The organism is Myxococcus sp. AM011 (genome assembly GCF_013372595.1).
GTDB classification, from domain to species: Bacteria; Myxococcota; Myxococcia; order Myxococcales; family Myxococcaceae; genus Myxococcus; species Myxococcus eversor.
In genome coordinates this window covers 23,747-48,645 of record NZ_JABXEM010000052.1, presented here as the reverse complement: position 1 = coordinate 48,645, position 24,899 = coordinate 23,747, and the positions used below count along the sequence as shown (strand labels likewise).

At 68.0% G+C, this 24,899-nt stretch carries 25 protein-coding genes; 11 read left to right on the top strand and 14 right to left on the bottom strand.

The features are described 5' to 3' along the window. Nucleotides 1-468 precede the first annotated feature (468 nt). Both HUW62_RS13725 and HUW62_RS13720 read left to right on the top strand, forming a co-directional pair. Nucleotides 469-1,893 (top strand): MATE family efflux transporter, encoded by a 1,425-nt coding sequence (locus HUW62_RS13725; RefSeq protein WP_163869173.1) that lies wholly within the window; start codon nt 469-471, stop codon nt 1,891-1,893. 166 nt (nt 1,894-2,059) lie between these two features. Beyond that, the gene (locus HUW62_RS13720; protein ID WP_368670406.1) at nt 2,060-3,784 is read left to right on the top strand and encodes a serine hydrolase domain-containing protein; all 1,725 of its coding nucleotides are present in this window, start codon (nt 2,060-2,062) and stop codon (nt 3,782-3,784) included. Here HUW62_RS13720 and HUW62_RS13715 read toward each other — a convergent pair. Continuing rightward, nucleotides 3,723-4,337, bottom strand: a complete 615-nt coding sequence (locus HUW62_RS13715) for a hypothetical protein (protein WP_163869175.1) — start codon at nt 4,335-4,337, stop codon at nt 3,723-3,725. The genes HUW62_RS13720 and HUW62_RS13715 overlap by 62 nt on opposite strands. A gap of 230 nt (nt 4,338-4,567) precedes the next feature. On the opposite strand from HUW62_RS13715, the gene HUW62_RS13710 reads away from it, so the two are divergent. Further along, nucleotides 4,568-5,185 (top strand): CAP domain-containing protein, encoded by a 618-nt coding sequence (locus HUW62_RS13710; protein ID WP_163869176.1) that lies wholly within the window; start codon nt 4,568-4,570, stop codon nt 5,183-5,185. A 69-nt stretch (nt 5,186-5,254) separates the two neighbouring features. Here the strand turns inward: HUW62_RS13710 and HUW62_RS13705 are convergent, their stop codons facing one another. After that, complete coding sequence (locus HUW62_RS13705) at nt 5,255-6,133, bottom strand: aldo/keto reductase (RefSeq protein ID WP_163869177.1); 879 nt, start codon at nt 6,131-6,133, stop codon at nt 5,255-5,257. Between the two features lie 260 nt (nt 6,134-6,393). Here HUW62_RS13705 and HUW62_RS13700 point away from each other — a divergent pair, with 260 nt between their 5' ends. Together HUW62_RS13700 and HUW62_RS13695 are read left to right on the top strand one after the other, a co-directional pair. Beyond that, nucleotides 6,394-7,983 (top strand): hypothetical protein, encoded by a 1,590-nt coding sequence (locus HUW62_RS13700; RefSeq protein WP_163869178.1) that lies wholly within the window; start codon nt 6,394-6,396, stop codon nt 7,981-7,983. Further along, the gene (locus HUW62_RS13695) at nt 7,980-9,011 is read left to right on the top strand and encodes a DNA adenine methylase (protein ID WP_176434698.1); all 1,032 of its coding nucleotides are present in this window, start codon (nt 7,980-7,982) and stop codon (nt 9,009-9,011) included. Before HUW62_RS13700 ends, HUW62_RS13695 begins: the two co-directional genes overlap by 4 nt. 12 nt (nt 9,012-9,023) lie before the next feature. Here HUW62_RS13695 and HUW62_RS13690 read toward each other — a convergent pair whose 3' ends face one another. From HUW62_RS13690 to HUW62_RS13680, 3 genes are all read right to left on the bottom strand, one after another. Continuing rightward, nucleotides 9,024-9,707: a MotA/TolQ/ExbB proton channel family protein gene (locus tag HUW62_RS13690; RefSeq protein WP_176434697.1), complete on the bottom strand. Its 684-nt coding sequence runs from the start codon at nt 9,705-9,707 to the stop codon at nt 9,024-9,026. A 217-nt stretch (nt 9,708-9,924) separates the two neighbouring features. Continuing rightward, on the bottom strand, nt 9,925-10,467 hold the full coding sequence (locus HUW62_RS13685; RefSeq protein WP_163869181.1) for a DsbA family protein: 543 nt from the start codon (nt 10,465-10,467) through the stop codon (nt 9,925-9,927). Further along, a complete protein-coding gene (locus HUW62_RS13680) occupies nt 10,464-11,003 on the bottom strand; it encodes a redoxin domain-containing protein (RefSeq protein WP_176434696.1) in 540 nt (179 codons plus the stop codon). The genes HUW62_RS13685 and HUW62_RS13680 overlap by 4 nt, the downstream gene beginning before the upstream one ends. A gap of 165 nt (nt 11,004-11,168) precedes the next feature. Between HUW62_RS13680 and HUW62_RS13675 the strand changes: the two genes are divergently transcribed. Then, nucleotides 11,169-12,101 (top strand): RluA family pseudouridine synthase, encoded by a 933-nt coding sequence (locus tag HUW62_RS13675; protein ID WP_176434695.1) that lies wholly within the window; start codon nt 11,169-11,171, stop codon nt 12,099-12,101. Here HUW62_RS13675 and HUW62_RS13670 read toward each other — a convergent pair. The 3 genes from HUW62_RS13670 to HUW62_RS13660 form a co-directional block, all read right to left on the bottom strand. Further along, nucleotides 12,083-12,835, bottom strand: a complete 753-nt coding sequence (locus tag HUW62_RS13670; protein ID WP_163869184.1) for a class I SAM-dependent methyltransferase — start codon at nt 12,833-12,835, stop codon at nt 12,083-12,085. The two genes, HUW62_RS13675 and HUW62_RS13670, sit on opposite strands and share 19 nt — an antisense overlap. Before the next feature lie 175 nt (nt 12,836-13,010). After that, the gene (locus HUW62_RS13665) at nt 13,011-13,760 is read right to left on the bottom strand and encodes a hypothetical protein (protein WP_163869185.1); all 750 of its coding nucleotides are present in this window, start codon (nt 13,758-13,760) and stop codon (nt 13,011-13,013) included. 318 nt (nt 13,761-14,078) lie between these two features. Beyond that, nucleotides 14,079-14,591 carry a hypothetical protein gene (locus HUW62_RS13660; RefSeq protein ID WP_163869186.1) on the bottom strand — a complete coding sequence of 171 codons (513 nt, stop codon included), beginning with the start codon at nt 14,589-14,591 and terminating at the stop codon, nt 14,079-14,081. Between the two features lie 74 nt (nt 14,592-14,665). Here HUW62_RS13660 and HUW62_RS13655 point away from each other — a divergent pair, with 74 nt between their 5' ends. From HUW62_RS13655 to HUW62_RS13635, 5 genes are all read left to right on the top strand, one after another. Then, nucleotides 14,666-14,884, top strand: coding sequence for an SDR family oxidoreductase (locus HUW62_RS13655; RefSeq protein WP_176434694.1), 219 nt, complete (start codon nt 14,666-14,668; stop codon nt 14,882-14,884). A gap of 71 nt (nt 14,885-14,955) precedes the next feature. Then, entirely contained in the window at nt 14,956-15,339 is a 384-nt protein-coding gene (locus tag HUW62_RS13650) for a hypothetical protein (RefSeq protein ID WP_163869187.1), read from the top strand. 241 nt (nt 15,340-15,580) lie between these two features. Then, on the top strand, nt 15,581-16,327 hold the full coding sequence (locus HUW62_RS13645; protein ID WP_163869188.1) for a class I SAM-dependent methyltransferase: 747 nt from the start codon (nt 15,581-15,583) through the stop codon (nt 16,325-16,327). 11 nt (nt 16,328-16,338) lie between these two features. Continuing rightward, on the top strand, nt 16,339-16,893 hold the full coding sequence (locus HUW62_RS13640) for a pyridoxamine 5'-phosphate oxidase family protein (protein ID WP_163869189.1): 555 nt from the start codon (nt 16,339-16,341) through the stop codon (nt 16,891-16,893). Between the two features lie 112 nt (nt 16,894-17,005). Beyond that, a complete protein-coding gene (locus tag HUW62_RS13635) occupies nt 17,006-17,653 on the top strand; it encodes a hypothetical protein (protein WP_163869190.1) in 648 nt (215 codons plus the stop codon). Nucleotides 17,654-17,690: 37 nt separating this feature from the next. Here the strand turns inward: HUW62_RS13635 and HUW62_RS13630 are convergent, their stop codons facing one another. The 6 genes from HUW62_RS13630 to HUW62_RS13605 all read right to left on the bottom strand — a co-directional run bounded on the left by HUW62_RS13630 (nt 17,691) and on the right by HUW62_RS13605 (nt 24,803). Then, the gene (locus HUW62_RS13630) at nt 17,691-17,888 is read right to left on the bottom strand and encodes a hypothetical protein (protein ID WP_163869191.1); all 198 of its coding nucleotides are present in this window, start codon (nt 17,886-17,888) and stop codon (nt 17,691-17,693) included. Between the two features lie 218 nt (nt 17,889-18,106). Then, nucleotides 18,107-20,185 carry a sodium-translocating pyrophosphatase gene (locus HUW62_RS13625; RefSeq protein ID WP_163869192.1) on the bottom strand — a complete coding sequence of 693 codons (2,079 nt, stop codon included), beginning with the start codon at nt 20,183-20,185 and terminating at the stop codon, nt 18,107-18,109. A 525-nt stretch (nt 20,186-20,710) separates the two neighbouring features. Continuing rightward, a complete protein-coding gene (locus HUW62_RS13620; RefSeq protein WP_176434693.1) occupies nt 20,711-21,346 on the bottom strand; it encodes a TetR/AcrR family transcriptional regulator in 636 nt (211 codons plus the stop codon). After that, nucleotides 21,343-21,660 (bottom strand): multidrug efflux SMR transporter, encoded by a 318-nt coding sequence (locus HUW62_RS13615; RefSeq protein WP_163869194.1) that lies wholly within the window; start codon nt 21,658-21,660, stop codon nt 21,343-21,345. Before HUW62_RS13615 ends, HUW62_RS13620 begins: the two co-directional genes overlap by 4 nt. Before the next feature lie 22 nt (nt 21,661-21,682). Beyond that, nucleotides 21,683-22,423, bottom strand: a complete 741-nt coding sequence (locus HUW62_RS13610) for a 3-oxoacyl-ACP reductase family protein (protein ID WP_176434692.1) — start codon at nt 22,421-22,423, stop codon at nt 21,683-21,685. Nucleotides 22,424-22,556: 133 nt separating this feature from the next. Further along, on the bottom strand, nt 22,557-24,803 hold the full coding sequence (locus tag HUW62_RS13605) for a S41 family peptidase (protein ID WP_176434691.1): 2,247 nt from the start codon (nt 24,801-24,803) through the stop codon (nt 22,557-22,559). Nucleotides 24,804-24,899: the final 96 nt, after the last annotated feature.

The following is a 24,899-nucleotide window of genomic DNA, read 5'->3' as shown; positions in this document are numbered from 1 at the left end:
GCCAAGGGTCGCTGCTGCCAAAAGCGCTCGGAATACATGGTGTTTCATCGATGAACTCCTCATCTGACCACGGGCCATGGACATCACTGCGAGTGAAACCATGTCTCATGGTTTTACAGCTTTTTCAAGCTAGTGCCATCTGGTCAGCATTTGGAGCGACTCGCAGCCGCGGCTGCGGCTGGCGCTGAAGCTGGGGAAGCAGCTGCCCGAGCTGGAGGGTGGGGTTGGACCATGACGAGGGACGCACCTTCATGCGACAGACCCTCACACTCCCCTTCCCCCGCGCTCTCGCTGGATGCCATGACGCGCGCCATCGAGCGCTCGGTCATGGACCTGGCTGGAGAGCCGCTCCCCCCACCCCTTCTCCCGGACAAGGATTTCGTGCTCACCTGCGTCCTCGCGCGTTTTTCACTGCGAGTCCCCGCTCCATCATATTACGCTCATCATACGTCACGCGGGAGCTGAACCATGCAGTTGAAGAGCGCGGTCCCCTTGAGCACCGAAGCCAGCAGCGAGCGCGGGACGCCCCCAGGCCCCGGAGGCGCGAGCGGCATCCGGGAGGCGCTGTTGCACGGCCCCATCCTCCCGACGCTCTTGAAGCTGGCGGTGCCCACCACGGTGGTGCTGGTGGCGCAGGCGTTCGTCGGGGTGGCGGAGACCTGGTACGTGAGCTTCCTCGGCACGGACGCCCTGGCCGGGGTGTCGCTGGTGTTCCCCATCTTCATGTTGATGACGATGATGTCCAACGGCGGCATCGGCAGCGGCGTGGCGTCCGCGATTGCCCGGGCGGTGGGGGCGAACCGGCGGGAGGACGCCGACGCGCTGGTGTGGCACGCGGTGGTGATGGCGCTCGGGCTGGGGCTTGCGTCCACGCTGCTCGCGTGGCTCTTCGGCCCCATGCTCTACCGGACGCTGGGAGGCTCGGGGGGCGCGCTGGAGGCGGCGGTCCGTTACTCGAACTATCTGTTCGCGGGCGCCATCCCCTTCTGGGTCGTCAACCTGCTCGCGGCCGGGCTGCGGGGCGCGGGCAACGTCAAGCTGCCGGCGACGGTGACGCTGGCTGGCGCGGGCATCCTGGTCGTCATCTCCCCCGTGCTCATCTTCGGCGCCGGGCCCTTGCCCGCGCTGGGCATCGCGGGCGCGGGGTTGGCCATGGTGATGTTCTACGTGGGCGCCGCGCTCTTCCTGCTGCGACACCTGGCGTCGGGCCGCACCACGCTGCGCCTGGCACCGGTGCGCCTGGAGGCGCGCCTGATTCGAGACATCCTGCGCGTGGGCCTGCCCACGGCGCTGAGCGCGGTGCAGCCCAACCTGACGGTCATCATCGTCACGGGCGCGGTGGGCCTGTTCGGCGTGGAGGCGCTGGCGGGCTACGGCATGGCGTCCCGGCTCGACTACCTGCTCGTGCCGCTGCTCTTTGGCCTGGGCACGGCGGTGCTCACCATGGTCGGCACCAACGCGGGCGCGGGCAATTTCGAGCGCGTCCGGCGCACGGCGTGGGTGGGTGGCTGGCTGGGCTTCGCGGTGGCGGGCTCCATTGGACTCTTCGCCGCCGTGGCGCCGAACGTGTGGCTGCACCTCTTCAGCAAGGATGAGGCGGTGCTGGCGCCGGGCCTGCTGTACCTGCGCATCGTCGCGCCGTTCTACGGCCTGCTGGGGCTGGGCTTCGTCCTGGGCTTCGCCGCCCAGGGCGTGGCGCGCGTCTTCTGGCCCGTGCTCGCGGGCACCGCGCGCATGGTCGTCGCGGCGGGGGTGGGCTGGGTCGCCGTCGTGTACTTCGGCGCGGGGCTGCCCATGCTGTTCGCGCTCGTCTCCGCGGCGCTCGTGGCGTTCGCCGGAGTGACGGTGGCGGCCACCCTCGCGGGTGCCATCTTCCGCGAGGGGCCGAAGTAGGCCCCTCAGCGGCCGGCAGCCACCCAGGCGTCCATGCGCGGCTCCCACTCCGGGCCATGGTAGGTTGCCTCGCGGCATGGCTCCCATCCGTAACTCGGTTACCAGGAATTTCTCGGCACGCTTGCTCCTCTTCGCCTGGCTCCCATGGCTCATGGGAGCCGCGCCCGTGCCGACTGACGCGGCGGCCGAGTCCCTCGTGGGAATCTGGGGCAGTGAGCAAGTCCTGGGGCCGCAGGTCCGAGGCGAGCTGACGCTGACGCGCGGGGAGAGTGCCTGGCGCGCGCGCATCGCGGGCTTCGACGTGCCGGTGCGACAGGAGGGGAAGGCTGTCTCCTTCGTCCTTCCCGGCGGCCAGGGCGAGCTGCGCGCGCGGCTCACCGATGACCGGACGCGCATCGTCGGGCACTGGATTCAGCCGCGCGTGCGCACCAGCGGCATGACGTTCGCCACGCCGGTGGAGCTGCGCGCCCTCCAGGCCCAGGTCTGGCGTGGAACGGTGGCGCCCCTGGAGGACCGCTTCTCGCTGTACCTGGTTGTCCAGAAAGACGCCGACGGCACGCTGAGCGCCTTCATCCGCAACCCGGAGCGCAACTTCGGCAACAGGCTGCTGTTTCGCGTCAGCGTCCAGGACGGCCTCGTCAGGCTGGTCGCCACGAAGGGAACGACTCGCCTGGAGGGGCGCTTCGATGCCCAGGCCCGACGGTTGTCCTTGTTCTACCCGTCGTTGGACGCCACGTTCGACTTCACCCCGCGCGGGCGCGACCAGGCCGTGGGCCTCTACCCGCGCACGCCGGCGTCGGGCACGTACGCGTATGAGAAGCCCGTCGCGGAGCGGGACGGCTGGACGACGGCTTCGCCCGGCGACGTCGGCATGGACGTGGAGCCCCTGCGCGAGCTCGTGCAGGGCATCCTGGACCAGCAACCCGGGCCTGATTCGACGCCCGCCATCCAGGGGCTCCTCATCGCGCGCCGGGGGAAGCTGGTGCTCGAGGAGTACTTCCACGGCTTCGACAAGGAGCGGCCCCATGACCTGCGCTCCGCGGCCAAGACGTATGCGCCGCTCCTGCTCGGCATCGCCCTGGACCAGGGCGCGCCCTTCACCGTCGACACGCCCGTGGTCTCCCTGTTCCCCAAGTACAACGGGAAGCTCGCCCACCTGGATGCGCGCAAGCGCAAGCTCACCGTCGAAAATCTGATGACCATGTCGACGGGCCTCGCGTGTGACGACGATGACGAGGCCTCTCCGGGCAACGAGGAGCGGCTCGATGACACGGTGCCCGACTGGTACAAGTACACGTTGGATTTGCCGATGGTGCGCGCGCCGGGCACGAAGGGCGTGTACTGCTCGGCGAACATCAACCTGCTGGGCGGCGTGCTGAGCAAGGCCACGCGCACGTGGATACCGGAGTTCTTCACCCGCTACGTCGCCGAGCCGCTCCAGATGCGCGGCTACCACTTGGACCTGATGCCTTCAGGGGAGCAGTACCTGGGAGGCGGCATCTTCATGCGGCCCCGCGACGCGCTGAAGCTCGGGCAGCTCTACCTCTCAGGCGGCGTGTGGAACGAGCGGCGCATCATCAGCCAGCGCTGGGTCGAGCGCTCCACGGCGCTCCACGCGACGATGGAGCCCGGAAGGACCTACGGGTATGCGTGGTGGCGCCACGAGCTGCGCGTCGGCGACCGCGTGTATTCCGAGTACGAGGCCAGCGGCAACGGCGGACAGCTGGTGATGGTCGTCCCCGAGTTGGAGCTCGTGGTGATGTTCACCGCGGGCAACTACAACCACGTGGGCCTCTGGAGGAAGTTCCGCGAGGAGCTGCTCCCCCGGTTCATCCTCCGCGCGGTGCCCCCGCCGCCGCCAGGCCGTAGTCCAGGCGGAACGCGTCCGTGAGCCACTCCGCGAGCTGCGCCCGGTGGGGCGCGAGGTCCAGCTGAAGCGACTTCTCGCGCACCCGCTCACGCACGCGCGTCATCACCTCGCCGCAGTCGCGCTCCTCCACCAGTCGCCCGCCCTCGAAGAGCAGCTCCTGGATGCGCTTGCTGCTCCAGGCGGGGTGCAATCCGTCGTGGTAGGGCACCCCTCGGGTGAAGCCGTCCACCACCAGGAGCCCCCCGGTGAAGGCCACGGGGGTGCGCAGGCGCGTGTAGATGACCCGCTCGTGCGTCTCGCTGAGGTAGGTGGGCAGCAGGCCGGACAGCGGCGTGCCACGGCCCTCCTGGACGGCCTGCTCCTCCTCCGCCGTCAGGCCGATTCTCAGCTCCTCCAACTGGAGCCGCTTGTCCGCGACGCGGTAGAGGCAGAGGAAGCCTCGCTGGCAGGCCGTCGACATGGACCGGGGCGTCAGCCCGTGGGCGGAGGGTTCGAACAGGCCCGAGCCACGGACCCCCGCGAGCTCGAAGGCGTGCTTGCGGTATTCGACGGTGTCGCGGAGCTGCGCGGTCATGGTGGCATGCCTTCGCTGAGAGAGTCACCTACAGCGTACCCCAGACCACCCCCGAACGCGGGCCTCATGGCTCGGATGTCGACGAGGTCCCCTGGAAGAGAGATGGGCGGCAGGACACCGCGCGAGCAGGCGGGCGCAGGTTTCCCTCTCGACATCGAGTCGAGCCTCGCCAGGATGAGGGAACCGCCTTTCGCGAGGCGGCCACACGTCTGGCTGAGAAAGGATTCGATATGAATTCCCGCTCCATTCCCGTGTTCCTGCTGGGTGCCGCGCTGCTTGGAGGTTGTGGAGGTCCCGAGACGCCCATCTCCGCCGCGGAGGAGGAAGGCGCGCTGGTGCCCGCGGTCCGCACGGAGACCGGTGGCACGGCCTCTGGAAACGTCACGGCCAGCGCGGTGTGTGACGACGTGGCGACCTGGGACCCGGCGTGGGCGAGCTTCGAGGACCAGGTCCTCACGCTCGTCAACCAACGCCGGGCCGCGGGCGCCGTCTGTGGAACGACGTCGTACGCGCCCGCTCCCGCGCTCACGCACAACGCCAGCCTGCGGTGCGCGGCGCGCAGACATTCCAAGGACATGGGCACCAACAACTTCATGAGCCACACCGGCTCGAACGGCTCCACGCCCTGGCAGCGCATCACCGCCACGGGCTACACCTACCGGCGCGCCGCGGAGAACGTCGCGGCCGGGTATTCCACGCCAGCGGCGGTGGTCAACGGCTGGATGACCAGCAGCGGGCACTGCACCAACATCATGAACCCGCTGCTCGTGCACATCGGCATCGGCTACTTCAATGCCCCCGGCAGCACCTACCGGCACTACTGGACCCAGGACTTCGGCACGCCTTGATGCCGAGGGGTGGCTCGCCGTGGGCGTCGACTGGCCCACGGCGGTTCGCCGCGTCGGGACGTCGCGGCTTCAGCGCCCCGACGCCTGCGCGGACACGGCGTCCAGTTCGTCCTTGGTGAGCTTCACCTCCGCGCCCGCGAGGTTCTCCTCCAGGTGCTTCACGGAGGAGGTGCCCGGAATCGGCAGCATCACCGGCGAGCGGGCCAGGAGCCACGCGAGGGCAATCTGCGCGGGTGTGGACTGGTGCTTCTTCGCCACCGAGTCGAGCGCGCCGCCGGCCTTCGCCAGTCCGCCCGTGGCCAGAGGGAACCAGGGGATGAAGCCCAGCTTCTCCTGCGTGCAGTAGTCGAGCACCTTCTCGTGCACGCGGTCCGTGAGGTTGTAGCGGTTCTGCACCGACACCACGTCCACCACCTTGCGGGCCCGCTCAATCTCCTCCACGGAGACTTCCGACAGGCCGATGTGGCGAATCTTGCCTTCCTTCTGGAGCGCCTTCAGCTCGCCCAGGGACTCCTCCACGGGGACCTTCGGGTCGATGCGGTGGAGCTGGTACAGGTCGATGCGCTCCAGCTTCAGGCGGCGCAAGGACAGCTCCAGCTCCTGGCGCAGATACTTGGGCGCGCCCACCGGGTGCCACTCATTGGGGCCGGTGCGCACGAGCCCCGCCTTGGTCGCCACGACGACGCCCTTGGCGTAGGGGTGCAGGGCCTCGGCGATGATCTCCTCGCTGACGAAGGGGCCGTAGGAGTCGGCGGTGTCGATGAAGTCCACCCCCAGCTCCACGGCGCGGCGCAGGACGCGCACGGCCTCCGCCCTGTCCTTGGGAGGGCCCCAGATGCCGGGACCGGTGAGCTGCATGGCGCCGTAGCCCAGGCGATGGATGGGCAGGTCGCCGCCCAGCTTGAAGGTTCCGCTTTTCTCGACGGGTCGTGACGAGGTTCCGCTCATGGACGCTTCCTCCTGACCTGAAAGTAGGGCGTCTGCATAACGACCCACCAGCTCGTCCGCACGACCCGTCACCGGGCATGGGGGCGGCAGCGGTGAGTCGTCCGGCACCTCACTGTGGTTCGATGACGTCCAAGCAGGTGAGGGAACGGCCAGCGTCGGCCCGGTATCGTGGGCAGGCGTTCGCGGGCACCTCGCGATATTCTTCGGGCAATCGAGCGTTCCAGCCCTCCTGTTGGACCTTGAGGGAAGAGAGCCCGTCGATGCGTCGAGCCCTGGTCGGTCTCGCTGTGTTCCTTGTCGGTTGTGCGACAACCGCCCGGCCCCCGGAGGACGCGGTGGCGCAGGCACCGGCTCCACCTCCCGCGTCCCCCGCACCGGAGGCACCCCGCTACGAGCACATCTTCATGTTGCCCGTGGAGAAGGCCCTGGCCGAGGCCACGAAGCTCATGACGGAGAAGGGCTGGGTGCTCAAGCCGCTCGAGGACCCGAAGTATCTGCTGACCGAGTGGCGGACCGCGCAGATGGGCAACAGCTCCTGGGGCTGGCAGAGCGACGGTGACGCCACGCGATATCTGGTGGCCGGCGAGCTGCTCTCCGAGCGCGCCTCCGTCATCCGCATCTTCCGCATGAAGCGCGTGTCCTTCGGCAACGACGTCGAAATCAAGCCCGAGGCCTCGGGGGAATTGAACTCGCGCTTCATGTTGATGGAGCGCTTCGAGCAGAGCTTCGTGAGGCGAGGCGCCCCCGTGGAGCTGGCCCAGCGCGAGCGGGACAACGCGCCTTGGATGGAGATGGACGGCGCCGTCCAGGGCACCCGTGACTTGGAGTTGGAGCAGGCCCTCACCCTGCGCCTGGAGTCACGCCCCTCGCTGGAGACGCTCACCGGCTCGCTGCGCCTCACGCGCGATGACTCCTTCGCCAGGGACCCGACCTTCTATCTCAAGCGCTGGAAGCAGGAGGTGCAGGAGCCCTGCGAACGGAAGGTCCAGGGCTTCCAGGCGATGCTGAAGCCGGGGCTGACGTTGCTCATCGGCGAGCAGCTCGGCACGCGTGAGATTCCCACCACCGTGGGAGACCTGGCGTGTGAGGCCGCGCGGACGGGACACGGCGTCACGCTGGCGCTCGCCATTCCGGAGAAGGAGCAGGAGCGCATCAACACCTATCTCTCCAGCGCCGGGAAGCCCGCGGACCAGGATGCGCTGCTGCAGGGAAACTTCTGGCGCAAGCTGCAGCAGGACGGCCGAGGCAGCCGCGCGGTGATGGACCTCATCGACCGGGCCCGCGCGCTGCGTGCCGCTGGCCGCGCTGTCTCCGTGGTGGCCATGGACACGGACATGAATCATGGGAAGGCACGCGATGCCCACATGGCTCGCAAGGTGTTGAACCCGCGCGCCTCGCGGCCGAAGGACGTGTTCCTGGTGCTCGCCGGCAATGCGCATACGCGCCTGGGTGACGCGGACTGGAGCGACGACTTCGTCCCCATGTCGAAGCACCTGCTCCAGAACACCCGGGACTTGAAGGTCCTGGAGGTGGGCTACGCGCAGGGCCGGCGGTGGGGCTGTGATTTGGAGCAGGATGGGGAGATGATTTGCGACGTCATGGGCCTCACCCCCGGTCCCCAGGTCGCGATTCCGGCCGGGACTCCGCCTGGAATCCGCATGCTCCCTTCACTGGACGACGAAGGGTTCCACGGGTTCCTGGACGTGGGCGTGCTGTCCGTCTCCCTGCCCGCCATCGCCCTGCGCGGGCACGAGCCGCCGGAGGCCACGGAGTCCGCGCCCGCCATCGCTCCAGCGAACCAGGTGCCCTCCACGGAGACGCCCAAACCGGTCCCGGTGGAGGGAGGTTGACCAGCATCGAGAACTTCCCGGCGACCCGATATCAGGGGAGCAAGCTCAAGGTCCTGGGCTGGCTCTGGGAGCAGCTCCGGCCGCTGGAGTTCGACTCCGTGGTCGACCTCTTCGGCGGCACGGGCTCGGTCTCCTATCTCTTCAAGGTGCACGGCAAGCAGGTCCACTACAACGACTGCCTCCGCTCCAATCACCTCATCGGCAAGGCGCTCATCGAGAACCCCTCGACGCGCCTGGCGCCCGAAGACGTGGTGTCACTCCTCGTTCGACGGAAGCGGACCTACGAGGACTTCATCGCGAGGACCTTCGGCGGCATCTACTACCCGGACGAGGAGAACCAGCTCCTCGACGTCGTGGCGCAGAACCTGGCGGAGCTGACGGAGGACTACCGGCAAGCGCTCGCGTACCACGCGGTGTTCCAGGCCTGCATCGCGAAGCGCCCGTACAACCTCTTCCACCGCGCCAACCTCTACATGCGCGAGGCGACCGTCGAGCGCTCCTTCGGCAACAAGGCGACATGGGACAGGCCCTTCGCGGACCACGTGGCGAAGCAAGCCGCTGTCGCGAGCGACGCCGTCTTCGACAATGGCCGGGCGAACCTCGCGACGTGTGCGGACGCGGCGCTCCTCGAAGGCAGGGCGGACCTGGCGTACCTCGACCCGCCGTATGTTTCAGCCAAGGGCGTCGGCGTGGACTATCTGGGCTTCTATCACTTCCTGGAGGGGCTGACGGAGTACAGGGATTGGCCGAAGCGGTTCGATGACCGCTACAAACACAAACCCTACCGTCGCGTGGAGACGCCGTGGACGCAGCCAGCGCGCATCGCCTCCGCCTTCGAGGCGGTGTTCGAGCGATGGAAGGACAGCATCCTCGTCGTGTCCTATCGCTCGGATGGCGTGCCTTCCATCGAGGAGCTGAAGCGACTGCTCCAGCGCCACAAGCGGCGCGTCACGGTGAGAGAGCGCGACTACCAGTACGCGCTCTCCACGAACCAGACGAGTCGCGAGGTGCTGCTCATCGCCGAGTAGGTCGCTCGCGCCTCATGCCATCACGGAGGCGCGTGCGCGCTTGAGGGCCCGAGCCGCCACGTCGAGGAACTCGTTGCTCGCCTCGGCGAGGTCCACCGCGCGGGCGTCCACCCAACCCTGCAAGGAGTTGTAGCCCATCACCGCGGGGATGGCGACGAGCAGCCCGAAGGCGGTGGTGACCAGCGCCTCGGAGATGCCCGCGGAGATGGTGCCCAGGCCGCTCGTCCCTGTCGCGCCCATCTGCTCGAACGAGGAGACGATGCCCATCGTCGTACCGAGCAGTCCGATGAAGGGAGCGGTGGAGGCCACGGTGGCCAGATGGCCCAGACCGCGCTTGAGGCTCTGCACCTCGCGCTGCGCCTGACGCTCCAGGCTGCGTGCCACCGACTCCATGACCTCGTCGCGGCTGTCGTCCGAGGAGATGCGGTAGGCCGTCAGCCCCGCGCGGATGGTCCGGCCCAGGTAGCCCACGTCCACGCCTGGCTTGCCCTGGGAGGCGGAGTCGAAGTCACCCTTCGCGAGCAGGGTGCCCATCTCCGAGGCGAACTTGCGGGAGTGTCGACGGGACGCACGAAAGACCAATGCGCGCTCGGCGACGATGATGAGGGACAGCACCGACATGACGCCCATCGCGATGACGATGAGCCTCGCGAAGAGGCCCATGTGGGCCCACAGACCTGGGAGGGTGAATTGCATGGCGATTGGGAGACGCGCCTCCTCGCGCGTGGGGCCACGAAGGCCCCGGGGGATGACAACGGGTGGGAGCACCCGACCGCCAAGGTACGCAGGCCCCCGCGCCCGACGGCGTGTCCGCCTCCATGAGACTGTCATTGTTCAGTCATGGGAAGCGAGAGGACTCGAGCCTCCGGAACCCTGGCCTGCGGCGAGGACTCCGGGGGCTCCGGTTCATGGCTCAGGAGTAGTCGGGCACTCCGACATCACCGCCCTGGAGAACGGAGAGGAGCGCGGGTGCGCTGAAGTCACCCAGGTAGCCCCGGCCGTTGATGAAGAAGCCCGGGGTGCCGCTGACTCCGCTGCGCACGCCACCCATGAAGTCCCGGCGGATGCGTTCGAGGAAGCGGTGCTCGGAGAGGTCCCTGGCGAAGCGCCCCATGTCGAGGTCCAACGTCCGCGCGTAGGCCAGCAGGGACTCGGCGTCGAGCGCCTCCTGATTCTCGTAGAGCAGGCGGTGCATCTCCCAGAAGCGGCCCTGTGCATCCGCGGCCTCGGCGGCCTCGGCGGCCTGCATCGCGAAGGGATGCGCCTCGGTGAGGGGGAAGTGACGGAAGACGTAGCGTAGTTGGTCGCCCATCGCGGCCAGCACCTTGTTCACCTCCCAGTAGGCCGCTCCACAGTAGGGGCACTCGAAGTCGCCGTACTCCACGAACGTCAGTCGTGCCGTTGGCGGGCCGATGAGGTGGTCCTGGGAACCCACGGGAATGCGCAGCCTGCTCATGGACTCGCCTCCTGCTGGGACTGTCCTCCGGCCGCCTCGGAGCTGAACGTTCCGGTGAGGCGCTCCAGCGCATCCAGCACTCCGTCCGCGCCGGGGTTGACCTCCATGGGCGAGACATGGCTCCAGAAAATCTTCCCTTCGGGGTCGATGACGAAGAGGGCACGCTCGCAGACGCCGTCGTCTTCCCGGTAGACGTGGTAGGCGCGCGACAGCGCTCCCTTGGGATGGAAGTCCGAGGCCAGCATCATGTGGAGCCCGCGCTCACGAGCGAAGGCCTGGTGGCACCACACGCCGTCGCAGGAGACGCCCACCACCTTCGCGCCCAGGCGCTCGAACTCCGGCAGCAGCTCGTTGAAGAGCGACAGCTCGTCGCTGCAGACGGGGCTCCAGTCGGCTGGGTAGAACACCAGCACCAGCGGAGCGCCGCGGAACTGCTCGAGAGAGAGCCTCTGGTCCGGAGACACCGGAGCGTCGATGGGTGGCGCGGGCGTGCCGGGGGGCAAGGGCGCGTCGGGCTGCTTGACGGAACGAGCCATGGAATCCTCCTCCAATGAACCTGGGACTCAGGCTCGTGAAAGGCACCATGGACTGGGATTCGGGCCTACGAGCGACGCATCGCCCGGCGATGGCGAAACCGACAGGGCTCCGTGTGAGCCCAGCCACGCCTCCCGTCGTGCGCCCGTGAGGTGTAGGGTGCGCGGGTGTTGCTCAACGATGGCTATGTGTACCGCGAGAAGCTCGGGAGCCGACCGGGCAGCAGCGCGCTCGCCCACATGACGGACAAGTATCGCCACTCCTCGGAGGAGGAATGGCGGGCGCGCTTCGCTCGGGGCGAGGTGCGACTCGATGACCTCGTCGCCGATGGCTCGGAGCCGCTGAAGCCCGGGCAGTTGCTGTGCTGGCACCGCCCACCGTGGGAGGAGGCGGATACGCCTCAGTCCTTCGACCTCGTGTTCGAGGACGCGGAGCTGGTCGTCGTGGTGAAGCCAAGCGGCCTGCCGACCCTGCCCTCGGGAGGCTTCCTCAAGAACACCCTGCTCTCCTTCGTCCAGGCACGCTGGCCCGAGGCCGTCCCCATGCATCGCCTGGGACGCGCGACGTCGGGCCTGGTGCTCTTCACCCGCACCCGCGACGCCGCCGCGCGCCTGGCGAGCGACTGGCGCGAGGGCCGCGTCCACAAGCGCTACCGCGCGCTGGCCCAGGGACTCGCCACCGAGGAGACCTACGACATCCGCGCGCCCATCGGACTGGTGCCCCATCCCCTGCTGGGAGAGGTGCATGGCGCCAGTGCGCGAGGAAAGCCCTCACACAGCACGGCGCGCGTGCTGGAGCGGCGCGCCGAGCACACCCTCTTCGAGGTGGACATCCACACGGGGCGCTCCGAGCAGATTCGCATCCACCTCGCCTTCATCGGCCACCCACTCGTGGGAGACCCGCTCTTCGCAGTGGGAGGCCTGCCTCTGGCCGAGAACCCCGGCCTGCCCGGAGACGGCGGGTACCTGCTGCACGCGGAGTCGCTCGCCTTCCAGCACCCTCGCTCGGGCGAGCACCTCCAGCTTCGCGCCCCGCTCCCGCCCGAACTCCGCGGCCAGGACTCGCGTGCGGCCAGTCCGCGTCAGGCGCCGGTGGTCTGACCCAACTCCAGGTCCGAGAGCCGCCACAGGCCCATGTGGCGGCCCTTGTGCGGGTCCTCCACCAGATGCAGGGGCTCCGGGAAGTTGAACGGCGCCAGCCTCAGATTCACGGGCCTCCACATGCCGGTGACGATGTCCTCGTTCTGGCTCAGTCCCACGTGGGTCGTCGCGAGCAGGTGCTCGGTGCCGCTGCGTCGGAGGTTCGTCAGCGCCCGGAAGATGTTCCGGTACGACAGGTGGATGAACAAATCCCTCACCATGACCACGTCCACCTTCGGCAGGTCATCCTGGATGAGGTCTCGGACCATGAACTGGCGGCGCTCGTTGCCATGCTGCTGCTGATTGAGCGCGATGAGGTCCGGGACGATGTCCGCGCCGATGTACTGGTCCAGGTCCAGCTCCACGTGCTTCATCCAGTTGAAGTCGCCACAGGGAACGTCCAGCATCGTCCGCGCACGCGCCTTGCGGAGCACCTCGGGCAGCTCCCGGCGGATGGACTCCGTCGCCTTCAGCGTCGAGCCCGGCCCCGAACGCGACTCCGAGTCCAGCCAGAAGTTGTGGTGGTAGATGCGCGAGAACCAGAACCGCCGATACTTCTGCTCCAGCGCGCCGAGCTGAGGAACATGCTCGTTGAGCCGCGCCTTCGCCGTCGACACGGCCTCGTTCACATACGACTTCATCGCGGACCACACCACGGCGCGCTGAGGGTTCTTGGGCGAGGAAGAGGAGTCCATGGCGAGGGGGGCCTTTCGGTGACGCGGCGAGCGGCATCGGATGTCTGGGTCGCGAGTCGGGCGACACACAGTACACCGGATTCCACACTCCGTGTCACATCGAGCCTGGCTCCTGGGAGCGAAACAACCCGGGGACAGGCGGGTACAAGACCTGCCCCCGGTGATGACCGACCGCTCAGTCCTGGACCCAGCGGAACGTCACGCGGTCTCCGCCGGTGAGCATCGACGAGAGGTTGGAGAGCTCGTACACGTCGGTATGGGTGCCGAAGATGCCCTTCGACTTGCTGAAGACAAACTTGGTCCCCGAAGCCAGCATGACGCTCGACCACTCCGAGTTGGTGTCGCAGTTGGAGGTCGACGGCGACGGCCAGTTGCACCAGCTGCTGCCAGACTCGTTCCAGACCTTCCAGGGCTGGCCGCTGCTGATGAGCGTCACCTGCTTCCACCGGCTGATGCCCGACGCGGACTGGAGGCGGAACTCGACGACGTCCGAGGCCGCGACGCTGTGGTCGATGGTCACGTCGATGAGGTCACCATCCGGCAACTCGACACGCTCGGTGAACGGGAAGAGCGCCTTGTCGCAGGTGAAGCAGGTGTGCGTGAAGTCCCCAGGAGACGTGCAGCCGCTGGTCGCGTACTCCCCGGAGTACAAGCCGTCGGACGCGCAGAACGAACACGTGTGGGCGTAGACGGTGGTCGCACACGAATAGCGATAGACGACCTCCGTCGCCGAGAAGTCCGACCAGGAGATGGCCGTCGCGGCCATGGCGGAGACATTCCCACCGGACTCCTCCTGCGAGGGCTCGGGCCGGGTGGCCTCCGTCGGGGCTCCAGGAGCTTGTCCATCGTCCAGGGGGCCGCATCCAGCACCCCCTACGAGGCCAAGGCCCAGCACGGTCGAGACAAGCCATTTCCGCATCTGCATGGTGAGTTTTCTCTCGGGTGACGCCCAAGGCGGGCGCGACGCATCGGGCTGCGCAAGCGACGAAGGTTCACGTTGAAAGACACGGCAGCCGCCAGGCTCCCGCCACCACCAGTACGTCGGTCGTGGCGAGAACCTCGGTCCGCAAGGGATACGTACTTCCACGGAATGCTGGCTGCGGGCGGTGACGCTTTTCCGGAATGAGCAGCGAAATCGGCTCCCACCCACGCGGCTCTTGACAGCACGACCCGGGTCTCCTCCTGGGTCGTGCCAGCCATTCCCCCCACACCGTCAGGCGAGCCAGGCGCGGGGACGCTCGCGTCAGGGCGCCGGGACACCGACGACGGTGCCGCTCGTCAGGATGGCGCCGCCGGACTTCGCCGTGCGGATGCTGAACACATACGAGCTGTTCGCCTGAATCCACGGGGCATTCTCGCAGTGCTGCCCGGCGTTGCTCTCCTTCGTGAAGAGCTGCTCGGGCGCGCCATTCGCGCTGACCTTGATCCACACCGGATACCGGAGCCCCGAGGTCCTCCAGCAGATGCGCGACGTCGCCAGCCCGCCCGCTGGCACGCTGACCGTCTGGGGCGTCCCCCAGACCGCGGCCGTGGCCGGAGTGGGCGAGCAGGACACCGCGTTGGGACAATTGCCGAAACACGCGGTGCTGCAGGCAAAGCCCGTCTGGGTGTAGCCAGGCGGGCACAGGGGCCCGCAGGAGATGAGCTCGGACTCCGCTGTCTCCAGTGGGGGCTCGGCATCATCGACAGTGCCGCTCCCGCAGGCAGAGAGGAGCGCTGCCAGGAAGCTCGCGACAAGGAGGCGTCTGTTTTTCATGGGTGGGTCCTCATGCTGTTCGTGTCCGGCAAGGACATCGAATGCCGTGCGGTAGGGTGAGGGGCCCCGCGTTTGTGAATCAGCCCGCACCGGGCCTCACCCGTGACACCGCCATCGACTGGGGCGTGCCCGCCACCCAGGTGGGCGTGTTCCTCGACACGCTCGCGAGCCACGTCCCCATGAAGCGCCCGGGTGTCCCTCGCGACATGGCCGACGCCGCGTACTTCCTGGCGACGTGCGCCTACGCCACCGGCATGGTGCTCGACATCGACGGTGGCTGGACGGCCGTCTGAGCGCGGGCCCCGACTCCGGCACACCGGGTCCGGCGTGCCCCGTTCGACGGGGGCATGGTAGACAGAGGGGCATGGACGCGACGCTCGCTCCTTCGTGCCCCCTGCATCCCGAGCGCCCTGCTGATGGAATCTGCAGCCGCTGTGGCACCTTCCTGTGCGAGGGGTGCCGCAAGTGGCAGGTGCAGCGGATGCTCTGCCTGCGCTGTCACAAGGTGGCGTTGGGAGAGAAGCCCTCCCCGCGCGCGACGATGGCGCTCTTCTTCGCCACCGCGGGCTTCCTCGGGTTCGCTCCAGGGCTCGTGGGACTCGTGCTGGGCTACCAGGAGCTGGCGGCCATCCGCGCGGGCACCGCGCCCGGCTCCGGCGAGGGCTGGGCCCTGCTCGCGCGCAACCTGGGCTGGTTCCACCTGACGATGCTGCTCATCATCGTCGCCGGGTGGATGGCCCGGAGCTGAGCCGCTACCCGAGCGGGCGAAAAACCATACACATCCAACCAGGGTCACGCACTGGATTTCCCTGACCCGACCCCGCACCGATTTGAGTTTGATTTCCACTGCGGGCAACTCATCGCCCCAACCTCTTCGACAAGCACCGTCAGACGCATCCTGATTCCTCGCGGCCGATTGACGCAAAGCCCATGCGTCCGCATGATGCGAATGTCATCAACAGTCTTCTCATCCAAATGGAGACACGGCCATGGCAGCCTCTTCCTCCGAGAGTCAGTTCGACGATCTGGGTGCTGCCTACGAGAGCGCCGACGAGTGGCCATTTCGTGAAGAGATTGAATTCCCGAGCGTGCTGCATGCCCTGGGGAATCTCACGCGATGCAGCGTGCTCGACTATGGATGTGGAAGCGGGCTGTACGCTCGACTGCTGAAGTCCCGAGGAGCCGCTCGCGTGGTGGGTTACGACCAGGCCACGGGCATGCTGAGACATGCGCGAAAGCTCGAGGAGGAAAGACCTCAAGGCATCGAATACACCTCCGAGCTGTCGGCGTCCCTGCGAGACCCATTCGACCTCGTCGTGGGGGTCTATGTCCTGCCCTATGCCACGACTCGCACGGCGTTGGAGGCGATGTGCAAGGAGATGGCGTCCGTGCTGCGCCCCGGGGGGAGATTGATGACGCCCTGCCTGAATCCGGATTACGACCCCAGCGTCGGCTATTACAGGCCCTATGGCTTCTGCCTCGTGGCGGACGAACCGCATGTCGATGGAGCGCCGGTTCGATTGGACCTCTTCCACTCCTCCGCCGAAGCCAGCGTCACGGCCTGCTACTGGTCCAGGGCATCCATGGAGCGAGCGCTGGAAGCGGCGGGGTTCACCTCCGTGAAGTGGAAAGCGGTCTGGCCTCCGAGCTTCTCCCGAATCGAAGAGGCCCCCCCGTGGATGGAAGCCTATCTGCGCAAGCCCCACGCCATCCTGCTGGATTGCCAGTTGGGCTGAAGGAGAAACGAATGACGACGCAATCTCATGCGCTCCTGCAGCGGCTCGAGCTGCTCCTGAAGACCGCTCGCTTCGTCACGCTCGCGACCGCCTCGGCGGAGGGCAGGGCCTGGGCGTCGACCGTCAACTATGTGCCTCACATCGACACCCGGGTTCGCCTCCTCTGGTATTCGATGCGTGAGGCGCGGCACTCGCGCAACATCGAGGAGAACGCGGCGCTTTCCGGGTCCCTCTTCCGGACGGACCTCCAAGAGACCTCGCCAGTCGGGCTGGATGGCCTGCAATTCAGCGGCACCTGCCATGCGGTGGATGAGTTCGAACTGGAGAAGTGGCGCGGCCACTTCTACCAGTGGAACTTCCCGGATGAGTCCGTGAGGAGCCAATGGATGCTTCCCTCCACGGAGTTCCTGGGCCAGGGGCCTCGCAGGTTCTATTCCCTGACCATCGAGGAGTGGTGGCTGCTCGATATCGATGGCTGGCTGAAGGACAAGCGGGACAAACGAATCGATTTGCCCCCGCCGGGCCGGGTCGCGGAGCTCGCGGCACACGGCGAATTCGCGGTCTGATTCGCGGGATGGGGAGAAGGACGACCCTCTCCGCCGCCCCTTTTGCATCGCCCCACATGCACGGCTAGCCTCCGCCTCACGACCCGATTCGGGTCAGCGGTGGGGGATTCACATGGGTTCGAAGAAGCTGGCGCTGGAGGCCGGAGGGCCGCAGCGCCTGGAACTGTCCTGGGGACTGTTCTGGAAGAAGTTCACCGTCACCCTCGACGGCAAGGTGGTGGGGACCACGGATGGCGGTTCGTCCGAGCTCAAGAAGGGCGTGGACTTCAGGCTCCCTGACGGGAGCACCCTGAGCGTCCAAATCCAGTCGGGAGTGCTCCAGGTGGACCTGGCGGTGAAGCGGGATGGAGTCCCCCTGCCCGGCTCCAGCACGGACCCCGAGCAGCGAATCAAGTCCGCCGCGTACATGCTCTACTTCCTGGCGGGCCTCAACACCCTGGTGGGCGTCATCGCCATGGCGATTCCCAACGAGGCGCTGGAAGCACTGGGCATGGGGATTGGCTCCGTCCTCTTCGGCGCCGTGACGGCGGTGCTCGGCTTCTTCACCTATCGCGGCACCCGCGTGGCCCCCATCCTCGCCATCGTCCTGTATGTCGGCGACACGCTCATCACGCTGATGGACACCGTCGCCCAGGGCGGCAAGCCCCAGGTCTTCGGCTTCATCATCCGCGTCTACATCGTCGTCACGCTCGTCAAGGCGGTGCAGGCCGTGAACGAGCTGCGACGCCAGGGTGAAGCGGGAGCGCAGCTCCAGCCCTGACGCCCGCCCCCCCGAGGCAGGCGCGGGCCGCTCCCCGTCAGAGGGCGGGCTGCTCGCCCTGCTTCAGGACATCCACCTGACGCTGGAGCGCCTGCAGTTCGTGGAGCTTCCCCCGCAGCTCGTCGCGAAGCTCGCGCATGTCTGTGTGGAGGACTTCGTCGTGCAGCTCCTCGATGCTCTCAGCCAGACAGGCATGGAGGAGGCGAATCTGCTGCTGGGAGAGCTCCAGGACCATGGGACACCTCTCTGACAGCGGAAGACAGCGGGTGCGAACGCGCGCGCGTCTGCTGCTTCCAATGCCTGACGCCCAGGCGGTCGCGGAACACCGTGAAGCCTATCACGGGCTCGCGCGCCGCTCCCGGCGCCCTATCCGACATGTCTTGGAAAGGTGTTGGCTGTCCTACATACGCACGCGGCGCCTCGGGTCAGGAGGCGCCGCGTCATCGACGCTGACTAGCGGAGCGCGATGAGGGAGGCCACGAGCAGGGAGACGACGCTCATGACCTTGATGAGGATGGCAACGCCAGGGCCCGAGGTGTCCTTGAACGGGTCGCCCACCATGTCGCCGACGACGGCGGCCTTGTGGACGTGCGAGCCCTTCGCGTGGCCCGGCAACTTGCCCTTCTCGATGTACTTCTTGGCGTTGTCCCAGGCACCGCCCGCGTTGGCCATGTAGAGGGCCATGGTGGCGCCGACGACGAGCGCACCGGCCAGGAGGCCCGCCAGGGCGCTGGGCCCCAGCACGTAGCCCACCAGGGGCGGGGCGACGACGGCGACGAGGCCCGGGAAGATCATCTCGCGCAGCGCGCTCTTGGTCGCGATGTCGACGATCTTCTTGGGGTCGGGGTCCGCCTTGAGCTCCATCAGCCCGGGAATCTCGCGGAACTGACGGCCAATCTCCTCGACGATGGCACCCGCCGCGCGACCGACGGCGAGCATCGTGGAGGCGCCCACCATGAACGGCAGGATGGAGCCGAGCAGCAGGCCCACGATGACCTTCGGGTCGGTCAGCAGCAGGCTCATCTCCGGCAGACCGGCCGCGACGCGCGTGTGATTGACCTCCAGGTTGAACGCCGAGAAGAGCGCGATGACGGTGAGCGTCGCCGAGCCGATGGCGAAGCCCTTGCCGATGGCCGCCGTGGTGTTGCCCACCGCGTCCAGTTCGTCGGTGATGGCGCGGACCTCGGGGCCCAGGCCGGACATCTCGGAGATGCCACCGGCGTTGTCGGAGATGGGGCCGTAGGCGTCCACCGTCATCACGACGGCGGTGCCACCCAGCATGCCCACCGCGGACAGCGCGATGCCGTACAGGCCGAGCGCCTGGTCAGCGATGTAGGCCACCAGCGCGATGGTGGCCATGGAGATGCCCACGCTCTCCATGCCGACGGCGAGGCCGCGGATGAGGTTGGTGCCGGCGCCAGTGATTGACGCCTCGGCGATGCGCTGCACCGGCGTGGAGGACGTGTAGTAGTCCGTGACGAGGCCGATGATGGCGCCACCGAAGGCGCCCGCGGCCAGGGCCACGGTGATGGACTGGGAGAGGCCGAACACGTTCATCATCACGTACGACAGGCCCACCAGGATGACGGGGGGCAGGATGAGCGCGCTGCGCAGCACCTGCGCGGGGTTCATCTTCTTGAGGGCGCGCGCGATGAAGATGCTCAGCACGCTGACGACGAGACCCACCGCGGACAGCACCAGCGGGAGCACCACGCCGGCCACCTTCGCGCCACCCGTGGCCGAGGAGTCCACCACGAGGCGGGAGAGCTCCGTGGCGTTGGCCGTCAGGGCAATCGCCATGGCGGCGACGATGGCGGCCACCATGGACTCGTAGATGTCGGCGCCCATGCCGGCCACGTCGCCCACGTTGTCGCCCACGTTGTCGGCGATGACGCCGGGGTTGCGCGGGTCGTCCTCGGGGATGTTCTCGATGACCTTGCCGGCGATGTCGGAGCCGACGTCCGCGGCCTTGGTGTAGATGCCGCCGCCCACGCGCGCGAAGAGCGCGATGGAGCTGGCGCCCACGGCGAACGAGTGGAGGATGGGCGACAGCTGCGCGTGGCCCCTGAAGAAGTAGTAGACGCCGCCCATGCCAATCAGGCCCAGGCCGGCGACGGCGAGCCCCATGACCGCGCCGCCATCCAGCGCGACCAGCAGCGCATTCGGCTTCGAGCCGGTGCGCGCGGCCTGCGCGGTGCGCACGTTCGCGAACGTCGCGGCCTTCATTCCGATGTAGCCGGCGAGCAGCGACAAGAACGCGCCCACCACGAAGCTCGCGCTCGCGAGGCCCCCGAGCGCCCAGCCGATGAACACCGCGATGACCGCGCAGTACACCGCGAGCACCTTGTACTCACGCACGAGGAACGCCATCGCGCCTTCGCGGATGTATCCCGCGATGCGGTTCATCGTCGCGTCGCCGTCGGGGAGTGCCTTGACCCGGAAGTAGAAGTACGCAGAGAAGAGCAGTCCCACGGCGCCGATGACACCCGGTGCGATTGCCCAGAAATTCGACTCGAGACTCGACAACTCCATCCAATCCTCCAGAGCAGTCCCCGGGGCTCAAATCCCCCCTCTGGGGCGCTCGCGTGCAGCGCACGTTGCGAGCAGGCCCTATACGGGATTTCCACCGAACCTGGGAGCCTTCTGGGAGCGATCAGCAGAGAGGACGGCCCACCGAGGGAATGGGCCGACGCGGAGACACGGAGGGGGGCTCACGGCGCCCGCCTTCTCGTCTCCACTCGGGACGTATTCACTCGGAGTGGTTCCCGGTGCCCCTCCGCGAGTCACGACCGCCGCTGTTTACAGGTGTTTCATCCCAGGCCCCGGACCGCCAGCCCGCACTGTGAGCAAAAATCCAGGTCTATGTTTCACCGGGAGGGAGGCATGTCGACTTCGACACCCCACCGGGTCAGCTGGCTCAGGGGTGGGTGGAGCGCTCGCCACCCTCGCCGCCGTACCTCAATCAGTTTATCTCGAATTCTTATACTTCCGGGTGTATCAGCCGCCTCCCTCGGAGAATCGAGTCCACCGCCGCGAGCGGGGGCGCCGGCTCGCGGCTCACCGGGCGGTGGCGGGCCACGCGAGCATCGCGGCATCGATGATGGCGTTCAGCTTCGCGACGGACGCGCCATCGCGGGCCTGGATGGAGAGGCCCTCGAGCACCGTGGTGTAGAACGCGGCGAGCTGCTCCACGGGGGCGGACCTGGGGAGTTCTCCGAGGGCGACTCCCCGCTGGAGCCGGCGCTTCAGCGCGCGCTCACCGCTCAGGCGGTTCTCGGCGAGGAAGGTCCGGACGGCCGCGTTCTCCGGTGCGCCCAGGAGCGACGCCAGGACAATCATGCACCCGCGAGGCTTGTCGGCGGCGGTATAGGCCCGCGCATTGGCGCGCAGCATGTCCTCCACCGCCGCGCGCGCGGAGGTCGCATCCTCCAGGCCGCGGGTGACGTGGAGTCCTTCGGTCCGGTCATAGAGCTCCACGGCCTCACGGAAGAGTTCCTCCTTGCAGCCGAAGATGGAATAGAGGCTGGGCTTGTTGACGCCCATCGCCTCGACGAGGTCCTGGATGGACGTGCCCTCGTAACCGCGTGCCCAGAAGACGCGCATGGCCTCGACGAGCGCCTCGTCGCGGTCGAACCCTCGGGGCCGTCCCATCACCGCGGCGGGCTGCTTCTGCTTCGCCTTCTTCGTCGTCATCCGTCGATTGCCCTCAGGCCCGCGACGCCGATGCCAATCAACGCCAGGCAGACGATGCGCGCCACCGAGACCTGCTCGCCGAGGAATAACATGCCGGAGACGGCGACACCGGCCGCGCCGATGCCGACCCAGACCGCGTAGGCCGTTCCGACCGGCAGGTGTTTCAGCGCGAGCCCCAGCAGCACGAGGCTGGCCAGGGCGATGCTGATTCCCAGCACGCTCGGCCAGAATCGCGTCAGCCCCTCGGCCCGCTTGAGCGCGAGCGCCCAGGCGATTTCGAGGGCGCCGGCCACCACCAACAGAAGCCACGCCATGACCACCTCCGACGGATGCGAGTCACGCGGTGAAGCCACCGTCGACCGCGATGGAAGCCCCGGTGATGAAGCGCCCGCCCGGGCCGGCCAGATGTCCCACGGTGGCGGCGATGTCCTCGGGGAGGGCGAAGTGTTTGACCGCCATGAGCGCCAGCTCGCCCGAAACGTGGGGGCCATCCGCCGGATTCATGTCCGTGTCGGTCGAACCGGGGTCGACCACATTCACGGTGATGCCTCGCTCGCCCACCTCCCGCGCCAGGCCCTTCGTCAGGCCCACGAGCGCGGACTTGCTCATCGCGTAGAGAGTGACTCCGCCATAGGGCACGCGCTGCGCGAAGCATGAGCCGATGGAGATGATGCGGCCACCGTGCGGCATGTGGGCGAGCGCGGCCTGGGTGGCGACGAACACGCCCCGGACGTGGACCGCCAGGGTCCGGTCCACCTCCTCGAGTGAGACGTCCTCGAACGGCCCGGACGGGAAAATGCCGGCGTTGTTGACCAGGATGTCCAGGCGCCCCAGCTCCGACGCCGCGCGCTCCACGCCTCGCCGGACGGCGTGAGCGTCTCCGCTGTCCGCCTGGATGGCCACGCCGCGTCGGCCCAGCGCCGTGAGCTCCTCCACCAATGCCGCCGCCTTCTCCCCGGAGTTGGCATAGGTGAAGGCGACGTCAGCGCCACCCCTCGCCAGATGTCGGACGATGGCCGCGCCGATTCCCCGCGTGCCGCCCGTCACCAACGCCGCCTTGCCGCTGAAGTCCGTCATGCCCACCTCGACTTATGAACCGGTCGTTTAAAATATCTAGAGTCCGGGGTCTCCCCCGTCAAGACTATTTAACCGACCAGTTCATAAGTCCGAGCGCGGTGGCCTTCGGGCGCGGATGGGTTCTGCCGTTGACTCAGCGATTCGAGGCCGCGTTTTTTTGCGCGGGCTCCTTGCTCAGGAGTTGGACGGCGCGCTCCAGCAGCTCGTCCCGGCCCGCCTGGAGCCCCGCCACCGTCGGCCGCAGCAGCACGTGGGGCTCCAGCCCCTTGCGCTGCAGTTGCCGACCATCCCCGTGACGCACCTGCTGGCCGGTGAAATAGAAGGTGACGCCGCCGGGCAGCACCGCCTGGGTGACATCGCCGTTGGTGCCCGCGGTGGCGCTGCCCACGAAGACGGTGTCCGCCGCGGCCTCCAGCATCAGCCCGGTGTGCTCGGACTGGCTGATGGCTCGCGAATCAATCAACGTCACCGTGCGGCCCCGATACTTGGGAGTGCCCTTCTCCGCCAGCGCGTCGACGGACTTCACCCAGCCGACGTGCTGCGGGCCGCCCACATAGGGGCGCTCATACACGGCATAGGGGCGTGAGCCCTTCACGTCGAAGTAGGGCCCGAGCGCCCACAGCGTGCCGCGAGGATAGTCACGCAGGTCGAACACGATGCCGCGAGTGTCCTTGAGCGCCTCGAACATCTGGGGCACCTGTTCGACCTCCAGCGTCCCCAGGTCCACGAAGCCGATGTTCCCCTCCATCACCCGGAAGGACGCCCCCGTCGGAGGAGGCAGCTTCGCCCGGGGCGTGCGGATGAGCTTCGCCTCCTTGGGCCCCTGGGCACCTCGCACACTCAGGACGGCGGTGGAGCCCTCCGCGCCCCCGAGCGCGAGCAGCAGCGTCATGTCCCTGTGGTAGCCGGGCAGTGAGGCCGCCACGTAGGGGGCGAAACGGCGCGCCCGTGCGTCGATGGGCTCCCCGTCGACCTTCTCGATGATGTCGCCTGGAGCGAGCCCCTGAGCGGAGGCCGCATCGCGCACCTTCACCACCACCGCCTTGCCGTCGACGTCCGTCACCCAGACCGGCGGGATGACGCCGTAGAACCGCTGAAGCTCCGGGTGGCCTCGCACGCGCGTATGGGCGTCCTGGAGCCAGGTGGTCGCCTCGGCCAACGCGAGCACGTACGCCGTCGCGTCCTTCGCCGCGTCCAGCTTCTCGAGCAGCACTGGCAAGCGGGACTCCCAGGGCCGGTCCATCAGCTCCGGGTAGGCGAAGAAGAAGCGCACCACCGTCCACAGCTTGGCCCCGGCCAGCAGCCGCAGCTCACGGGAAGGATAGAGCGAGTCCTGGTAGCTCGGCTCCGGGCGCCAGGCGGCCGTGGGCCGTGAGAGCGCTGCCAGGGCCTTCGGCTTGGGTGGGCGGGAGGCCAGCAGGAGCGCCTGTCGCATCCCTTCATCCGGGCCCTCCAGACGCGCACGCACGGGGCGACTCACGTCCGGCTCCAGGGGCAGCACCGGCTCGTCCAGGCTCAAGAGGACGCGGTATCCCTCGCCCAGCGGCAAGGAGTCCTGGGTGTTCATCGCGCCGTCATCGAGCGGGCCTTCGGCCACCAGGAGCGCCTTGCCGCGAGCGCGCAGGGCCAGGATGGACAGGTCGATGGCGGAGTCCCCGTCGACCAGGAAGACGAGCAGCGCGGGCTTCTTGCCCGGGGTGCCCGTGACGACCTCCGCCGTGGGCACCTTGAACTCGGAGCGGTAGAAGCTCTGCATGTCATCCTGTGGCCGCAGTCCATCGTGGCGAAGCGCGCGCAAGCCAGGAACGCTCAGCTCGCCGTCGATGAAGTGGGGCAACAGCCGCGCCACCATCCACGAGACGCCGTAGCGCTGGAGGCCGCGCATGCGCAGGTCCAACACCACCGCGCGAGCCTTCGCCGCGTCCACGTCCAGCGTCCCCTCCAACTCCTGCAACGACGCATACCCCTGGGGCCCCAGGAGGTTGCGCAGGTCGAGCACGAGGACGTCCTTCTCCCAGCTCTTGAGCGCGCGAAGCGTGGGGGGCTTGCTGGAGACGGTGGGCGGAGTCTCAGGCTCCACCCGCGTGGCCCCGTCTCCCAGGGTCGCGAGCATGCCCTGGACCGCGGCGGCATAGGACTCCGCGTCCCGCGCCGCCTCCACCTTGGGCAGCGCGGAGAGGAAGGCGGCATCCCACTCGGCGGGAATGGAGAAGGCCCGGGGATGGCGGAACCGGACGTCACCCCAAACCTTCACCAGGCGCATCCGGCGCTCGGCGCGGAGCGCCTCCGGCGTGGTGGACCCCTGGGCGTTGGCGACCCCCGTGAGGAGCAGGGCTCCCAGGCACAGCAATGAGGCCCACCTCAGCGAACCACTCGTCATTCGTGCCCACCCCTTGTCACCTGAACCCACGAGGCTACCCCAGGTCCGTGAGGGGCTCCAAAGAGCCTCGAATGGCAGACACCCGGGCCATCCATC

Excerpts from the sequence above, each read along its gene's own strand:
- HUW62_RS13630 (WP_163869191.1), bottom strand. The coding sequence starts at position 17,888 with ATGGTCCTGGAGCTCTCCCAGCAGCAGATTCGCCTCCTCCATGCCTGT.
- HUW62_RS13725 (WP_163869173.1), top strand. The coding sequence starts at position 469 with ATGCAGTTGAAGAGCGCGGTCCCCTTGAGCACCGAAGCCAGCAGCGAG.
- HUW62_RS13685 (WP_163869181.1), bottom strand. The coding sequence starts at position 10,467 with ATGAGCAGGCTGCGCATTCCCGTGGGTTCCCAGGACCACCTCATCGGC.
- HUW62_RS13715 (WP_163869175.1), bottom strand. The coding sequence starts at position 4,337 with ATGACCGCGCAGCTCCGCGACACCGTCGAATACCGCAAGCACGCCTTC.
- HUW62_RS13700 (WP_163869178.1), top strand. The coding sequence starts at position 6,394 with ATGCGTCGAGCCCTGGTCGGTCTCGCTGTGTTCCTTGTCGGTTGTGCG.
- HUW62_RS13650 (WP_163869187.1), top strand. The coding sequence starts at position 14,956 with ATGGACGCGACGCTCGCTCCTTCGTGCCCCCTGCATCCCGAGCGCCCT.
- HUW62_RS13635 (WP_163869190.1), top strand. The coding sequence starts at position 17,006 with ATGGGTTCGAAGAAGCTGGCGCTGGAGGCCGGAGGGCCGCAGCGCCTG.
- HUW62_RS13665 (WP_163869185.1), bottom strand. The coding sequence starts at position 13,760 with ATGCAGATGCGGAAATGGCTTGTCTCGACCGTGCTGGGCCTTGGCCTC.
- HUW62_RS13705 (WP_163869177.1), bottom strand. The coding sequence starts at position 6,133 with ATGAGCGGAACCTCGTCACGACCCGTCGAGAAAAGCGGAACCTTCAAG.
- HUW62_RS13615 (WP_163869194.1), bottom strand. The coding sequence starts at position 21,660 with ATGGCGTGGCTTCTGTTGGTGGTGGCCGGCGCCCTCGAAATCGCCTGG.
- HUW62_RS13645 (WP_163869188.1), top strand. The coding sequence starts at position 15,581 with ATGGCAGCCTCTTCCTCCGAGAGTCAGTTCGACGATCTGGGTGCTGCC.
- HUW62_RS13670 (WP_163869184.1), bottom strand. The coding sequence starts at position 12,835 with ATGGACTCCTCTTCCTCGCCCAAGAACCCTCAGCGCGCCGTGGTGTGG.
- HUW62_RS13690 (WP_176434697.1), bottom strand. The coding sequence starts at position 9,707 with ATGCAATTCACCCTCCCAGGTCTGTGGGCCCACATGGGCCTCTTCGCG.
- HUW62_RS13620 (WP_176434693.1), bottom strand. The coding sequence starts at position 21,346 with ATGACGACGAAGAAGGCGAAGCAGAAGCAGCCCGCCGCGGTGATGGGA.
- HUW62_RS13660 (WP_163869186.1), bottom strand. The coding sequence starts at position 14,591 with ATGAAAAACAGACGCCTCCTTGTCGCGAGCTTCCTGGCAGCGCTCCTC.
- HUW62_RS13640 (WP_163869189.1), top strand. The coding sequence starts at position 16,339 with ATGACGACGCAATCTCATGCGCTCCTGCAGCGGCTCGAGCTGCTCCTG.
- HUW62_RS13710 (WP_163869176.1), top strand. The coding sequence starts at position 4,568 with ATGAATTCCCGCTCCATTCCCGTGTTCCTGCTGGGTGCCGCGCTGCTT.
- HUW62_RS13610 (WP_176434692.1), bottom strand. The coding sequence starts at position 22,423 with ATGACGGACTTCAGCGGCAAGGCGGCGTTGGTGACGGGCGGCACGCGG.
- HUW62_RS13680 (WP_176434696.1), bottom strand. The coding sequence starts at position 11,003 with ATGGCTCGTTCCGTCAAGCAGCCCGACGCGCCCTTGCCCCCCGGCACG.
- HUW62_RS13605 (WP_176434691.1), bottom strand. The coding sequence starts at position 24,803 with ATGACGAGTGGTTCGCTGAGGTGGGCCTCATTGCTGTGCCTGGGAGCC.
- HUW62_RS13625 (WP_163869192.1), bottom strand. The coding sequence starts at position 20,185 with ATGGAGTTGTCGAGTCTCGAGTCGAATTTCTGGGCAATCGCACCGGGT.